This window comes from Nonomuraea jiangxiensis (genome assembly GCF_900099965.1).
In the GTDB taxonomy this organism is placed as follows: domain Bacteria; phylum Actinomycetota; class Actinomycetes; order Streptosporangiales; family Streptosporangiaceae; genus Nonomuraea; species Nonomuraea jiangxiensis.
Window position 1 is genome coordinate 13,744 of the sequence record NZ_FNDJ01000008.1, and the last position, 15,749, is coordinate 29,492.

Consider the following 15,749-nt stretch of genomic DNA (forward strand, 5'->3'; position numbering starts at 1 on the left):
CGTGGTTTCTGGTGGGATCCTTCGTGCACCTCCACGTGCACACCGAATACAGCATGCTCGACGGCGCCGCCAAGGTCGGCCTGCTGATGGAGGAGGTGGCGCGACTGGGCATGCCGGCCGTGGCGATGAGCGACCACGGCAATGTGCATGGGGCGTACGAGTTCTACCAGAAGGCGCGCAAGACGGGGATCAAGCCGATCATCGGCATCGAGGCGTACGTCGCCCCCGCCTCCAGGCACCACCGCAAGCCGGTGTACTACAGCGACGACCTCTCGTTGCGCCGCTCCGACGACGACACCGGCGAGGGCGGGGACGTCTCCGGGCGCGGTCTGTACACGCATATGACGATGTGGGCGGCCGGCGATCAGGGCCTGCGTAATCTCTTCCGGCTGCAGTCCCGGGCCTGGCTCGAAGGGCATGTCCAGAAATATCCGCGCATGGATGATGAGTTGCTCGCCGAGCACGGCCAGGGCATCATCGCCACGACCGGCTGCCCGTCCGGCGAGGTGCAGACCCGGCTCCGGCTCGGCCAGTACGACCAAGCCGTCGAGGCCGCCGCCCGATACCGCGACATCTTCGGCCCGGACAACTACTTCCTGGAGCTGATGGACCACGGCCTCGCCATCGAGCGCCGGGTCCGTGACGACCTGCTCAGACTCGGCAAGGAGCTCGACCTGCCGCCGCTGGCCACCAACGACTCCCACTACGTCACGGAGGGCCAGGCCCAGGCCCACGACGCGTTGCTGTGCGTCGGCACCGGCAAACGGCTTGCCGACACCGACCGCTTCCGGTTCAGCGGCAGCGGCTACTACGTCAAGTCCGCCGCGGAGATGCGCGCGTTGTGGGACGTCGAGGTGCCGGGCGCCTGCGACAACACGCTGCTGGTCGCCGAGCGGGTCGGCGACTACGGGGAGGTGTTCGCGCATCGGGACCTGACGCCGCGGTTCCCCGTACCAGGAGGGGAGAGCGAGTCGAGCTGGTTGCGCAAGGAGACCCTGGAGGGGGCGCGCCGCCGCTACGGCGGCCGACCGTCGCAGGAGGTGCTGGACCGCATCGACTACGAGCTGTCGGTCATCGACACGATGGGCTTCCCCGGCTACTTCCTGGTGGTCGCCGACATCTGCCGGTACGCCCGCGAGCACGGCATCGGCCTGGGCCCCGGCCGCGGCTCGGCCACCGGGTCGATGGTCGCCTACTGCACGGGCATCACCCAGCTGGACCCGATCGAACACAAATTGATCTTCGAACGCTTCCTCAACCCCGAGCGCATCTCCATGCCGGACGTCGACCTCGACTTCGACGACCGCCGACGGGACGAGATGATCGACTACGTCACCCGCAAATACGGCGATGACCGGGTCTGCCAGATCGTCACGTTCGGCACCATCAAGGCCAAGGCCGCCATCAAGGACTCCTGCCGGGTGCTGGGCCTGCCGTACGCCCTGGGCGACCGCATCACCAAGGCGTTCCCCGCGGCGGACGGAGGCAAGGAGATCCCGCTGGCCGCCATCCACGACACCGGCCATCCCCGCTACGGCGAGGCGGCCGAGCTGCGCCAGATGTACGAGCAGGACCCCGACGTCAAAACGGTGATCGACACCGCCACCGGCATCGAGGGCCTCACCCGGGGAACCGGCATCCACGCCGCCGGCGTGATCCTCTCCAGCGAGCCGCTCATCGACGTGATCCCCCTGGTCAAGCCCAAGACGGACGGACCTGTCATCACCGGCTTCCCCTTCACCCAGGCCGAGGACATGGGCCTGCTGAAGATGGACTTCCTCGGCCTGCGCAACCTCACCGTCATCGGCGACGCCATCGCGAACGTCCGCGCCAACAAGGGCATCGACATCGACGTTCTGGAGATCCCGCTCGACGACGCCGCGACGTACGAGCTGCTGGCGCGCGGCGACACGCTCGGCGTCTTCCAGCTGGACAGTGGCGGAATGCGGGTGCTGCTGAAGCTGATGCAGCCGACCACGTTCACCGACATCGCCGCGGTGAACGCGCTGTACCGGCCCGGCCCGATGGAGATGAACGCCCACACCAACTACGCCCTGCGCAAGACCGGCAGGCAACCGGTCGAGCCGATCCACCCCGAGCTGGAGGAGGCGCTGGAATCCATCCTCGGCGACACCTATCACCTGGTGGTCTTCCAGGAGCAGGTGATGGCCATCGCCCAGCAGCTCGCCGGCTACTCCCTCGGCGCCGCCGACATGCTGCGCCGGGCCATGGGCAAGAAGAAGAAGGAGGTCCTGGACGCCGAATGGGACCGCTTCTCGGCGGGCATGCGCGGGCGCGGCTTCTCCGAGGAGGCCGTCAAGGCGGTATGGGACGTCCTGGTCCCCTTCAGCGGCTACGGCTTCAACAAGTCGCACACCGCCGGCTACGGCCTGGTCTCCTACTGGACGGCGTACCTCAAGGCCAACCACCCATGTGAGTACCTGGCCGCGCTGCTCACCTCCGTCGGCGACGACAAGGACAAGATGGCCGTCTACCTGTCGGACTGCCGACGCCTGGGCATCAAGGTGCTGCCTCCGGACGTCAACGCCAGCCGGCTGGACTTCACCGCCGTCGGGTCCGAGATCCGCTTCGGCCTGGGCGCGGTGCGGAACATCGGAGCGGGCGTCGTCGAGGCGATTGTCGCCACCCGCGAGACCCGCGGCGCGTACACCGACTTCAACGACTTCCTCGCCAAGGTTCCGGCGGTCGTCTGCAACAAGCGCGTCGTCGAGTCGCTGGCCAAGGCCGGCGCCTTCGACAGCCTGGGCCACCATAGAAAAGCCCTGGTCGCAGTGCACGAAACCGCGGTGGACGGGGTCGTGGACGTCAAGAGGAACGAGGCGCACGGCCAGGACTCGTTGTTCGGCGAGCCCGGCCAGAGCAGTGCCTTCTCGGTCGCGATCCCCGAAGGCGAGTGGGACAAGGCCATCCTGCTCGCCTTCGAACGCGAGATGCTGGGCCTCTACGTCTCCAGCCACCCGCTCGACGGCGCGGAAGGCGTTCTGTCCGCCAACCGCGACACCACCATCGCCGACCTGCTCACCTCGGGACGTCAGGACGGCGTGACCCGGATCAGCGGCATTGTCTCCGGCTTGCAACGCAAGGTCACCAGACAGGGCAGCCCATGGGCGATCGTCACCCTCGAAGACCACGACGCCTCCGTGGAGTGCCTCATCTTCCCCAAGACCTACACCTTGTACGGCGAGACGCTGGCCGAGGACCGCGTCATCTCTGTTCGCGGCCGGATCAACGTCCGCGATGAGACGATGAGCGTCTACGGCGAGGAGATCGCGATCCTGGACGTCTCCCAGGCGGACACCCATCCACCGGTGGTGATCTCGGTCCAGGAGGCACAGCTGAACCTGCGGGTCGTGCGGGAACTGAAACAGATCCTGACCACCTATCCCGGCCGGGCGCCCGTCCACGTGTGCCTGCACCGCCGGGGCGCCAGGAGTGTGCTACTGAACCTCGTACCCTTCCAGGTCACTCCGGGGCCCGCGTTCTACGGCGACCTCAAAGCGCTGCTCGGCGCCGGCGTGGTCGGCGGCGCATGACCGGCGGGTGGGCGTGTCCGCGTCGCCGACCCCCACCCATCGCGCCTCTGCCTCGGCCATCAACCCGGTCCGGGGCCCGGGAGCGGTCCTACTCCCGCCGTCGTACATCCGCCGATCCTCATCTCTGAGTGGTAGGTCCGGACACTCCCCACGCCGGACGCCCGTAGCCCGTGGGCTGGGCCACGATGGCGACTCATGACAACCCCCACCAAACTGCTCCATGGAGTGGCGTTGACGGCCACCGGCCTGCTCGCGGGCGCATTCGGGTACGGTGCCGCCAACGTGGTCCCCACCTTCAACGCCGTCCCGCTGGATGTGCGCCTGACCTTCCACACCGCCATGATGGAGATCAACGAGCCGGTCATGCAGACCGCGATGGCACTGGCGATCCTGTCCACGTTCGGCCTGGCGATCGCCGGTCGCGGGCGGGTCCGGTGGCTGGCGGGCGGCGCCGGCGCGCTGGCGCTGGCCTCACTGCTGATCACCGTGTTCGGGAACGTCCCGCTGCACGCCTTGATCCGGCAGTGGGCGGCAGCGACCTCGGCCCCGACCGGGCATGCCGAGATCCTGCAGCGGTGGGAGACCTTTCACACCTTGCGGACCCTGACCGGCCTGGCGGCGTTCATCTTGATCGTCGCCATCGGCGTCGTGGGACTCGGGAAACCGGAGTCCCGCCGGCCGCTAAGACCCGGGCGAGAAGCTCAGAGACTCAGCTTCCCCTCGTAGCGCTGCACAATGGGGTGTAGATGGATCGGCTCGCTCGTTCCGTGGTCTTGTGGGTCAACGAGGCGATGGGCCGGTGAGCGTGGGAGGCAGGAACAATGAGCGTCGAAGGACTCGCGGACGTACTCGCCGACGGACTGACGGTGGTGTTCATCGGGATCAACCCCGCGCCGGCCTCCGTGGCGATCGGGCACAGCTTCGCGACCCCAGGCAACCGGTTCTGGCCCGCACTGCACGCCTCCGGGTTCACCCCGACCCTGATGCGGCCGCAACAGGAACGGGACCTGCTGTCGTTCGGACTGGGCATCACCAGCATCGTGCGTCGGCCAACCTCCCAAGCCGCCCAGCTGACACGGCAGGAACTCGCCGACGGCGGACGCGACCTGGCGAAGCGACTTGCCGGTATCCGTTCCTCCTGGGCGGCGTTCCTCGGCGTGAGTGGATATCGGGCCGCATTCGACGCACCCCAGGCCCACCCCGGCCTGCAACCCGGCACAGTCGGCGGGGCCAAGGTGTGGGTGCTGCCCAATCCCAGCGGCCGCAACGCCCACTACCCTCCCGCCGCCCTCGCGGCAGAGTTCACCCGCCTGCGCCGACACGCACGACTGCCCGACCGATCTACACCTGAGTGACAACGCCGGCTCTCATCCGAAAGGCGAGAGCATGAACGCATCATCGCTGCACTTCAACGCCTTCATCTGGCCCAACGGCTCGACCCTGCGCACCGCTGGCGCCTGCGGGGTCGAAGGCGCCCTCCGCTGACGGCCTGGGCTGCCACGCTCACTAAAGTCCTCATCAAATCGGCATCCATCGCGCTTAGCCGACTTTCCCGCAGGATATGACATCGCCCGCGATCTTCATCGGACCTAACAATCATATGTCCGATTATGCGAAATATAAGTGGCATATTCCTTTCATGGGGGATTTGTGAGCACATCTAAAATGCTGTCGGGCCTCATCGTCATGGGCGCGGCCACGTTGACAGTCGCCCCTCTGGCGGCGCACGGCGACGTGGAGCCGGTACAGGCCGATGCCGGCACCACGGCGGGCCAGGCAACCTTGCCGGGCCTCGCCTCCGGCGACCGGTGGGGCATCATCGGCCGTAACACCCTGGGCGGGCCGAACGCGGTCCTGCGCGAGGGCCCCTACGGGCGTACGGGCACCGCGTTCGCGGCCACCCAGGAGCCGCCCTACGGCCAAGGCAGCCTCGGCATCATCGTCGGCAGCGGCAACGACAAGATCGCGTTCGGCAACGAGACGATCTTCGCGGGCGATCGGCTCTCCACCATCCGCACGCTGAAGTACTGGGTGTTCGCGGGTGTCGACTCCCTGGCCGGGGTCAGCCTGCCGAACATCACCATCGAGGCCGACCCCAATGTGGGCACCGCCGAGTACACGAGCCTCGTCTACCTGCCCGACTCCTCTACCAGCCCGTCCGCTCCGGCGACTCGCACCCCCAACGTCTGGCAGCAGTACGATGCATCCGCAACCGGAAGCAGGTGGTACGCGACGGGCGCCACGGGGACCCTCATCGGCTGCACCCAGGCCACGCCGTGCTCGTTCGCCGAGCTCCAGACCCGACTGCCGGACGCGGTGGTCAGCCTCAGCCTGGGGATCTCGAAAGGCAGGGACAACGCGTTCGTGGGCGCCGTCGACGGGCTTCAGGTCAACAACAAGGTCTATGACTTCGAATTCTCCGGTGTGCGAACGCGGCACATCTGAGTTGCCGACCTCCCCGGGAGGCCCGTACGCCGAGCGGCGGGCCCTTCCGGGGAGCGGTCCAGGGACATGGCTGCATGCTCTGCCCCAGTGTGGCCGCCGCCGCTGAGCCTCATCAGGACCGGTTGAACAGCCCCCGCTCGAAGGCCACCGCGACGGCGGCGGCGCGGTCGTTGACGCCGAGCTTGGCGTAGATGTGCAGCAGGTGGCTCTTCACGGTGGCCTCGCTGATGAACAGGCGGGAGGCCGCCTCGCGGTTGGTGGAGCCGCGGGCGATCAGCGCGAGCACCTCCAGCTCTCGCGCGCTCAGCGGATCGGACGGCGCGCGTACCTGGCTGAGCAGCCGGGTGGCCACTGAGGGAGACAGGACCGCCTCGCCGCGCGCGGCGGCCCGCACGGCGCGGACCAGTTCCTCGGGCATCGCGTCCTTCAGCAGGTAGCCGGTCGCGCCCGCCTCGATGGCCGGCAGCACGTCGCTGTCGGTGTCGTAGGTCGTCAGCACGAGGATCCTGGCCGTACTGCCGCGCTCAGCCAGCCGCCTGATCGCGGTGACCCCGTCAGTGCCCGGCATCCGCAGGTCCATCAGGATCACGTCGGGCCGCAACTCCTCGGCGAGGCTGACCGCCCGGGCGCCATCACCCGCCACCCCGACCACCTCGAAGCCCGGCTCGCCGGTGAACATGCCGCACAGCCCGTCGCGGACGATGGGATGGTCGTCGACGACGATCAGCCGGATCGGGAGCTCGCTCATCGGGGCTCCCGAACCGGGACCGTGGCCGAGACGGCGGTGCCCGCGCCGGGCTCCGACTCGATCTCCAGGCTGCCCGCCAGCCTGGCCACGCGTTGCCGCATGGACGTCATGCCGAAGCCGCCGCTGTGAGCGCCCGGGATGAACCCAGCGCCGTCGTCACGCACGTCCAGCGTGACCACTTCATCCATGTACGACACGGTGACACCGACCCGCGCGGCACCCGCGTGCTTGCCCACGTTGGCCAGGGCCTCCTGCGCCACTCGCAGCAGGGTCACCTCCACCTCGGGGTGCAGCGGCCGGGCCGTGCCGGTCGTGGCGAACTCGGTTCGCACTCCGTGGATGCCCTCCCACCGTCTGGCCACCTCCGCCAGCGCCTCCGGCAGACGGACAGACTCCAGCTCGGCCGGACCCACCGCGTGCACTGACCGGCGGGCCTCGGCCAGGCTGTCCCTGGCCAGTCTGGCGGCGTTGTCGAGGTGGCGCTGCCACTCGGCGGGGTCGTCCTTGGCCTTGGCGGCCGCCTGGACCTGGGTGATGATCCCGGCCAGCCCCTGAGCCAGCGTGTCGTGGATCTCCCGTGCCATGCGCTGGCGCTCGTCGGTCGCGCCTGCCTCGCGGGCGTGCAGGAGGAGCTGGGCCTGGAGCCCGGCGTTCTCCCGCATCGTGTCCTCCAGCCTGGCGTTGGTCTCGGCAAGCTGTTCGACCATCTTCTTTCTCCGGACGCTCTGGTCGGCGGTCATATCGCCGAAGAGGCTGATCACGACGACCAGGATCACGATGGCGACGATGACCAGCACGTAGGAGGAGATGATGGCCGGATCAGGGCCGGGCAGGCCGCCGAAGTAGCCGGTGACCGCGGCCGCCGCCGTCGCGGCAACGCCGGCGATCCGCCATCGCCCACGCAGCAGATGCCAGGAGTGGACGTAGCCGGTGAAGGCGAAGAAGCCGGCGAACCACGGGCTGAGCAGGCCCAGCGCCGCGACGAACACCACCAGCCCGGCGATGTAGAGGCCTGCCGCCTTGCCGTTCGCCATCCAGGCAGGGTGCAGCGTGACCATCCAGAGCGTCCATGCTGCGGCGAGCGCGCTCAGCCCCAGAACGCCGAGCCGATGGTCCCACGAGGTGCCGTCCCCGGTGAGCAGCGCGAGCCCTGCCGAGACGGCCAGCAGCGCGTACGGGAGGACAGCCAGACCGGTGGCCCACTGCTCTTGCGCGGTGTCGAGCGGGTCGGACGGCGTCATCTCCGCCTCACTCCCAGCGGAAGAAGCGGGCCGCGACCAAACCGATGAGCAGTGCATACACCGCCATTATCGCCAGAAGCAGAGGCTGTGTCGCGGCCCCGCTCCAGGCGTCGTGGACGGCCTGCCTGAACAGGCCGAGCGGGGTGAACTCGCCGATCGTGGCCAGCAGCTCGGGCATGGCCTCCTTGGGCTGCATCAGTCCGCCAAGGAAGGCCAGCGGGAAATAGAGCAGCACTCCGATACCGTTGGCGGCGCGCCCGCTCGCCGCGGTCGCGGCGATGAGCAGACCGACCGCGAAGATCGCCGAGGTGCCGAGCAGAAAGGCTGTCACCATGGCCACGGCGCGGGCGGGCAGGGCCGCCTGGAAGATCACCACCGAGACCGTGACGAGCACCGCCGAGGCGAGCAACGCGAACACGAGCTGGAGGATCAGCTGCACGCTCAGCAGGGCGCCTGGGCTGACCGGCGTGGTGGACAGCCTGCGCAGGATGCCCCGCTCCCGATAAGTGGCCAGGGTGGTGGGCACCATGTAGAGCCCCACCAACCCGACCGCGATCGTCATCGACATCGAGGGCAACGCGGTGTCCCCCGGGCTGGTCCCGCCGCTGAAGATCACCAGGATGAAGAGCGGGACGGCCATGCTGAAGATCGCACTGGGATCGCGCAGCAGCAGCTTGGACTCGACCTTGGCGAGTTTGGAGAAGCCGGTCATCGGGTCTCCTGGGTGCCGAAGGCACGGCCGGTCAGGGCGACGAAGGCGTCGTCCAGCGTGTGCCGCCCGACCCGCAACTCGGCCACTGGGACATGGCCACGCGCTAGCGCGGAGGTCACCGCGCCGGCGAAGTCGCCTCGGCCCGTGACGATCACCCGGTCGCCGGAGCGGGTCACCGACACCACCCCCGGCAACCCCATCAGCAGCGCGTCGTCGAAAGGCGCCAGCGGCCGGAAGCGCAGATGCTGGTCGGCGTCCACAGCCGAGATCAGGTTCGAGGGGGTGTCCAACGCGACGATCCGCCCCCGGTCGAACACCGCGACCCGGTCGCACAGTTCCTCCACCTCGTCCATGTAGTGGCTGACCAGGACGACCGTCACACCCCCCGTCCGAATCCGCTTGATCAGCTCCCAGGTGACCCGGCGGGCAGCCGGATCCAGCCCCGTGGTCAGCTCGTCCAGGAAGGCCACCTTCGGGTCGCCCACCAGTGCCAGGGCAATGAACAGGCGCTGCTTCTGCCCGCCGGACAGGGTGGCGAACCTGGCCTGACGCTTGTCGGCCAGCCCCCACTCCTCCAGCAGTTCGCGCCAGTCCTTGGGGGCGCGGTAGAAGGAGGCGTACAGGTCGAGCGCCTCCCACACCTTGATGTTCTCCGGCAGGAGCGACTCCTGCAGTTGTACGCCGACCTGGTGGCTCAGCTCCCGCCCATCCCTGACCGGGTCGAGCCCGAGCACCCTGATCGATCCCGAGTCGGGCCGCCGCAATCCCTCGGCGCACTCCACGGTGGTCGTCTTACCCGCGCCATTGGGCCCGAGGATGCCGAAGATCTCGCCCTGCTCCACGGAGAAGGACACCTCGTTCACCACCGGGAGCCTGCCGTACGTCTTGACGAGGTCGTTCACCTCGATAACCGCCATGCACCAACCTTCGGCCGGACCTCCTCTCGCCCGAATCGCCCGCCCGGCCATGGTCCGCCGCTGATGCGGCTGAGCCCGGAATCCACCGATCGGTTGATGCGGTCCCCCGAGGACTCCAGTACATCGCCCGGGCGGACGGCACCTCCAGCGTCTTGTTGACCACGGTGCGGGTCGCGGCGCGCAGGTTGTCGCGGTTGACGAACAGCCGGCGGCGCACGCTCCAGCGGTGGGTGATCTCCTCGTAACGCCCCCGCCGGCATTCTGTGGGCCGTGATGGCCACTTCCGTCGCGATCCCCGGCATCTTTTGCATGAGCTTCGGCATAAGCCCTGAATCGCTGCACCACGGGATCGGAGCGGCTGGGCGCTGTGTTCGGCCCCTGCGGGTCCTCGGCATCGTCACGCTATCCGCCCGAAGGCCGGGGCGCATGAGTCGCAGCCGGTGAGCGCGCCAGGTGGCGGGGGGCGGCGTGACGGCGGAGGACGAGCCGATGGCCGGCACAGGCGGTGACGGGCCGTCAGCTGGAGGGCCGGCGAGAGGCGGCGGCAGGACGGCGGCGTGTGGCCGAGTCGGTGCGGGCACGGGCGGATTCACCATGCGGATTCACCATGCGGATCGCCGGGAGGGGCGGGCGGCGGCAGGGGTTATGGGGTGGGGGGCGCGGGCGTGGGGGATGCGGGCAAGCTCGATCTTGGGGTCACCGTAACAGCCGCATCCACCTTTGGCCAGACATAAGCGGAAGTTCTGACTCCTCCAGCGCTAGTTCTTGACATTTCGCCGAAAATGGCGCGTACTTCGATCGAATGTCGATCTCACTACCCCCCACAGCATCACCGATCACGACGCGACCGGTCCAGGTCCCGAGCACCCCGCAAGTCACCCTCACGCAAGCGTCACCGATTGGGGAACCATGACCGAGGTAGGCAGAGGCATGCCGGAAAGCCTGCTCTCCCGGCGTGCCTTCACCACGTCCGCGGCGGCTGCCGCATTAGCACCACTGATCACAGCGAACCAGACCGCGGCGTCGACCCACGCCGGTACGACCACGGGCGCGGTCCGCCGCATCACCCTGTACGCCGAGCGGCTGGAGGACGGCCAACTGGGCTACGGCCTGGAGCCCGGCAAGGCCACGATTCCCGGGCCGCTCATCGAGATGGTCGAGGGCGACACGCTTGAGATCGAGATGGTCAACAACCTGGACGTGACGGCGAGTCTGCACGTCCACGGGGTGGACTACGACGTGGCCAGCGACGGTACGAGACTGAACGACAGCGTGGTCGAGCCCGGGGGCCGGCGCACCTACATCTGGCGCACCCACGCGCAGGGCAGGCGCGGGGGCGGCGCGGGCATCGAGCCCGGCAGCGCGGGTTACTGGCACTACCACGACCACGTGGTGGGGACCGATCACGGCACGGGCGGCATCCGGCAGGGGCTGTACGGCCCGCTGGTGGTCCGGCGGAAGAAGGACGTCAGGCCGGACAAGACGTTCACCGTCGTCTTCAACGACATGATGATCAACAATCGCCGCGCGCACGAGGCGCCGGAGTTCGTCGCCAAGGTCGGCGAGCGGGTGGAGTGGATCGTGATCACCCACGGCGAGTTCTACCACACGTTCCACATCCACGGGCACCGCTGGGCCGACAACCGCACCGGCATGCTGGAGAGCCTCGAGGACCAGAGCCGGATCATCGACACCAAGATCACCGGGCCCGCCGAGTCGTTCGGCTTCCAGCTGATCGCGGGCGAGCGCGTCGGCCCGGGGGCGTGGATGTACCACTGCCACGTCCAGAGCCACTCCGACATGGGGATGGCCGGCATCTTCACGGTGACGGACGCGGACGGGAACGTGCCGGGTCATCCGGGCGGCGGTCACTCAGGCGGTGACCACGCGGGCCACTGACGGCCCCCCGAGACCGGATCCGGTCGCCCCCCTGCCGTACGAGCACGGCCCCATGCAGACGTCGACACCCCGGACCGCGGCCGACCCCCGAACTCGTCCGCACATGGTCCCGAACCACCCTCGATCCCAAGGAGCAATGATGGGTCGAACAGGCAATTTACCGTCCCGGCCATCCGCCTGGCGACGCGTGCTGATGACGATGTCGAGTGCCGTCCTGGTGCTCGGACTGGCCGCCCCGGCCGCCGTGCCGGCCCAGGCAGAGGCCCGGTTACAGGCCCAGTTACAGGCACAGGCCCCCGCCCCGGCCGCCAAGAAGCCCGCCGTCAACGTGCTGGTCTTCAGCGGTCAGGCCGCGCAGCAGGACGACCCGGTGCGGGCGGCCGCGACGGCGATCAGGGAGCTGAGCAAGAAGAACGGGTTCTCCGTCGAGGAGGCCCAGGATCCGGCGGTCTTCACCGCCGACAACCTGGCGCGGTTCCGCGGCGTGGTGTTCCTGTCCGCCAACGGCGTGAGCCTGGACGAATCGCAGCTCGCCGCCTTCCAGGCGTACATCAGGGGCGGCGGCGGGTTCGTCGGCATCCGTGACGCCGCCCGCGCGCAGGTGGACTCGGCCTGGTTCACCGAACTGATCGGCACCCGTCCCGTCGGCGCCCTCCCCATCGCGGAGAAGGTGACCGAGGCCGCGGCGAGCGCGGAGAACCCGCCGAACGAGACCAAGGACAAGGCTTTCGACGGGGACAACGACACCAAGTGGCTGGCCCGTACGCCGACCGCGTGGGTGCAGGGCAAGCTGGACAAGCCCGTCGCGGTGGCGCACTACGCGCTGACGTCGGCCAACGACTCCGCCGGCCGGGACCCGAAGGACTGGACCCTCCAGGGCTCGCAGAACGGGACCACCTGGACGGATCTCGACAAGCGCACCGGGGAGACCTTCCCCCAGCGGTTCCAGACCAAGGAATACAAGTTCGAGAACACCACGGCGTACCAGTACTACCGGCTCAACATCACCGCGAACAGCGGTGAGCCCCTGACCCAGCTCGCCGAGCTGCGGCTGTTCGGGCCCGACTCCGCGCCTCCCCCCGCGCCGAAGGAGCAGAAGGCCGTCGTGGACATCCTCGACCGCCGGCATCCGGCGAACGAGGGACTTCCGCTCACCCTGTCGCGGACCGACAAGTGGCTGAGCTGGAACCCCAATCCGGTGGGCAAGGTCCACACGATCGCGCAGGTCGAGGAGTGGACCTACAACCCGAGCATGAACGGCAACGGCCCGTTCCATCCGGTCTCCTGGTGCCGTGACTACGACGGCGGCCGGTCCTTCTACACCGGCATGGGCGGCACCGCGGCGAGCTACACCAGCGACAAGCAGTTCCGCACGCACCTCGCCGGCGCCATCCGGTGGGCGACCGGCATCGTCCGGGGCGACTGCCAGGCGACCATCGCGGCCAACTACACCACGGAACGGCTGACCGCGCCGAACACGCAGGGCCAGCTCGACCAGATCGGCGAACCGCACGGCCTGACCATCGCACCGAACGGCAAGGTGTTCTACATCGGCAAGGCGGCCTGCGCCACCGGCCCGATCCGCGACTGGAGCGACCCGAAGGTGGGCCTCGGCTGCGGCACCATCCACCAGTGGGACCCGAGGACCAAGCAGGTCAAACTGCTGACCACGCTGCCCGTCATGGGCAACCGCGGCAGCGGCGACGAGCTGGTCAAGAACGAGGAGGGCCTGGTCGGCATCACCCTCGACCCGGACTTCGCGGAGAACGGCTGGATCTACACGTACTGGATGCCGCACGCGTCGATCGACCGGGACAGGCGCATCGGCAAGCGGACGGTCTCCCGGTTCGACTACGACTCGCGGACCCAGACGATCGACCAGAGCAGCCGCAAGGACCTCCTGCAGTGGGACACCCAGATCCACAGCTGCTGCCACGCGGGCGGAGGCATGACCTTCGACGAGGACGGCAACCTCTACATCGGCACCGGTGACAGCAACTCCTCCGGCGGATCCGGCGGTTACTCCGGGAACAACTGGACCCAGGACTACAAGGGCACCTCGTTCCAGGACGCCCGCCGTACCTCCGGCAACACCAACGACCTCAACGGCAAGATCCTCCGCATCCACCCGGAGCCCGACGGCACCTACACGATCCCCGAGGGCAACCTGTTCACCGGCGAGGAAGAGGGCGGCGGCAAGACCCGCGCGGAGATCTGGGTGATGGGCGTCCGCAACATCGCGCGGCTGCAGTGGGACAAGGAGAACGACTGGCTCACGGCCGGCTGGGTCGGTCCGGACGCCGGCGGCCCGAGCGAGACGTGGGGACCGGCGAAGTACGAGACCGTGACGGTTCTCACCTCCGCCGGCAACCAGGGCTGGCCGTACTGCATGGGCAACAAGCAGCCCTACCGCGACCGCAGCAACAGCGACGCCACCCAGCCCGCCGAGTGGTACGACTGCGACAACCTGAAGAACACCTCGCCGCGCAACACCGGCCTCGTCGACATTCCGCCGGCGCGCGACAACATGATCTGGTACTCGCCGCAGGGCGGCGGCCCGGTCTACCCGAAGCGGCAGGACGGCAGCGGTCTCCCGACGTACAAGCAGGGCGAGGAGACCTTCACCATGCCCTACCTCAAGGGCGGCGGCCAGGCGGTCATGTCGGGCCCGACCTACCACCGCTCCCAGACCGACACCGACAGCGGGGTCGCGTGGCCGGAGTACTGGGACAACAAGTGGTTCATCGGTGACCAGTCCAACGGCAACAACCGCATCGCCGTGACCGTGAACCCGGAGACCGCCCGGGACGCGGGCCGGCCGGCGTTCGCCGAGGACCTGCGGAACATCATCCCGGGCGGCGGCGGCGCCAACCAGCTCCAGTCGTGGATGGACGCGAAGTTCGGGCCCGACGGCGCGCTCTACATGCTCGACTACGGCAGCGGCTTCTTCAGCCTGCACGCGAACCAGAAGCTGGTCCGCGTCACCTACAAGGGCGGCCCGGCGACGCCGAACCCGGACGCCGCCGTGGCGCGTCCCGCCCGGCAGAACGCCGAGCCCAGGACGATGACGTTCTCCAGCGCCAAGGCCGGCGGCGTGGCGTGGGAGTGGGACTTCGGCGACGGCAGCGCGCCGTCGAAGGAGGCCTCCCCGACGCACACCTACGCCGGCTTCGGCACCTACGAGGCGACGCTGAAGGTCACCTACGCCGACGGCGAGCAGGCCACCGGGAAGATCCCTGTCACGGTCGGCTGCGCCGCGCCCGACGCCCGGCCGACGGTGCAGCTGCTCGACGCCTTCACCGGCGTGCGGAACAAGGCGGCCGGCGGCGGCTGCACGATCAACGACCTGATCGACGACGAGCGCGACTGGAAGAACCGCAACCAGTTCGTCCAGCACCTCGACACCGTCGTGAAGCAGCTCCTCAAGGACGGCGTCATCACCGCCCAGGAGGCGGAGGCGCTGCGCACCGCCGGCGCCAAGTCGGAGGTCGGGAGGGTGAGCGGGTACCAGCCCATCTTCGACGGCACGGCGTCGTCGCTGCTGGGCTGGAGCCAGGCCCCGTCCGGGCGGTTCGCCCTCCAGCCGGACGGCACGATCCGCAGCTCCGGCGGTCTGGGCATGCTGTGGTACTCCGACAAGGCGTACGCGGACTTCTCGGTCCGGCTGCAGTTCCGTGACAGCTCGCCCGACCCGACTCGCGCCAACAGCGGCGTCTTCGTCCGGTTCCCGGACCCGAGGACCCCGCTGGAGCAGCGTCCCGCCGGAAGCTGCGGCACGGTCGGCGCGGCGCGCACGTCACCCGCGTGGGTCGCGATCTTCTGTGGCCACGAGATCCAGATCTACGACGGCGACACGGGCGAGCCGCAGAAGACGGGCTCGGTCTACAACTTCTCGCCCAACGGCCTGAACCGGGCAGGGGCGACCCCGAAGGGCCAGTGGAACGACTACGAGGTCCGGGTGGTCGGCCAGCACTACACGATCATCCGCAACGGCACGGTGATCAGCGAGTTCGACAACACGCCGGGCAAGGCGTCGTCGCGCGCCGGTGACCCGCCCACGGACCTGCGCCAGTTCATCAGCGGGTTCGTCGGGTTGCAGAACCACGGCAACAACGACGTGATCGACTTCCGCAACATCCGCGTGCGCGAACTCTAGGACGGTACGCCGGCCGGGTGCCGGGCCGGGGAGCGTTCCCCGTGCCCGGCACTCCACCCTAGCTCGGAAAGGTGCAT

At 68.8% G+C, this 15,749-nt stretch carries 10 protein-coding genes; 6 read left to right on the top strand and 4 right to left on the bottom strand.

The genetic code is table 11. From position 1 onward, the window contains the following. Nucleotides 1–8 precede the first annotated feature (8 nt). The 4 genes from dnaE to BLS95_RS18445 all read left to right on the top strand — a co-directional run bounded on the left by dnaE (nt 9) and on the right by BLS95_RS18445 (nt 5,999). Nucleotides 9–3,554 (top strand): DNA polymerase III subunit alpha, encoded by a 3,546-nt coding sequence (gene dnaE / locus BLS95_RS18430; RefSeq protein WP_176993285.1) that lies wholly within the window; start codon nt 9–11, stop codon nt 3,552–3,554. Between the two features lie 195 nt (nt 3,555–3,749). After that, nucleotides 3,750–4,280 (top strand): anthrone oxygenase family protein, encoded by a 531-nt coding sequence (locus BLS95_RS18435; RefSeq protein WP_090932822.1) that lies wholly within the window; start codon nt 3,750–3,752, stop codon nt 4,278–4,280. 95 nt (nt 4,281–4,375) lie between these two features. Continuing rightward, nucleotides 4,376–4,909: a mismatch-specific DNA-glycosylase gene (locus tag BLS95_RS18440; protein WP_090932824.1), complete on the top strand. Its 534-nt coding sequence runs from the start codon at nt 4,376–4,378 to the stop codon at nt 4,907–4,909. A gap of 295 nt (nt 4,910–5,204) precedes the next feature. Continuing rightward, nucleotides 5,205–5,999 (top strand): hypothetical protein, encoded by a 795-nt coding sequence (locus BLS95_RS18445; protein ID WP_143043772.1) that lies wholly within the window; start codon nt 5,205–5,207, stop codon nt 5,997–5,999. A gap of 112 nt (nt 6,000–6,111) precedes the next feature. Here BLS95_RS18445 and BLS95_RS18450 read toward each other — a convergent pair whose 3' ends face one another. The 4 genes from BLS95_RS18450 to BLS95_RS18465 are packed head-to-tail and all read right to left on the bottom strand — an operon-like array spanning nt 6,112 to nt 9,617. Further along, on the bottom strand, nt 6,112–6,747 hold the full coding sequence (locus BLS95_RS18450; RefSeq protein ID WP_090932828.1) for a response regulator: 636 nt from the start codon (nt 6,745–6,747) through the stop codon (nt 6,112–6,114). Continuing rightward, a complete protein-coding gene (locus BLS95_RS18455) occupies nt 6,744–7,988 on the bottom strand; it encodes a sensor histidine kinase (protein WP_090932830.1) in 1,245 nt (414 codons plus the stop codon). Before BLS95_RS18455 ends, BLS95_RS18450 begins: the two co-directional genes overlap by 4 nt. A gap of 7 nt (nt 7,989–7,995) precedes the next feature. Continuing rightward, nucleotides 7,996–8,700: an ABC transporter permease gene (locus BLS95_RS18460; RefSeq protein ID WP_090932832.1), complete on the bottom strand. Its 705-nt coding sequence runs from the start codon at nt 8,698–8,700 to the stop codon at nt 7,996–7,998. Then, on the bottom strand, nt 8,697–9,617 hold the full coding sequence (locus BLS95_RS18465) for an ABC transporter ATP-binding protein (protein ID WP_090932834.1): 921 nt from the start codon (nt 9,615–9,617) through the stop codon (nt 8,697–8,699). Before BLS95_RS18465 ends, BLS95_RS18460 begins: the two co-directional genes overlap by 4 nt. A 909-nt stretch (nt 9,618–10,526) precedes the next feature. On the opposite strand from BLS95_RS18465, the gene BLS95_RS18470 reads away from it, so the two are divergent. Both BLS95_RS18470 and BLS95_RS18475 read left to right on the top strand, forming a co-directional pair. After that, nucleotides 10,527–11,516: a multicopper oxidase domain-containing protein gene (locus BLS95_RS18470; protein ID WP_218135835.1), complete on the top strand. Its 990-nt coding sequence runs from the start codon at nt 10,527–10,529 to the stop codon at nt 11,514–11,516. A 199-nt stretch (nt 11,517–11,715) separates the two neighbouring features. Further along, a complete protein-coding gene (locus BLS95_RS18475; RefSeq protein WP_218135836.1) occupies nt 11,716–15,672 on the top strand; it encodes a ThuA domain-containing protein in 3,957 nt (1,318 codons plus the stop codon). Nucleotides 15,673–15,749: the final 77 nt, after the last annotated feature.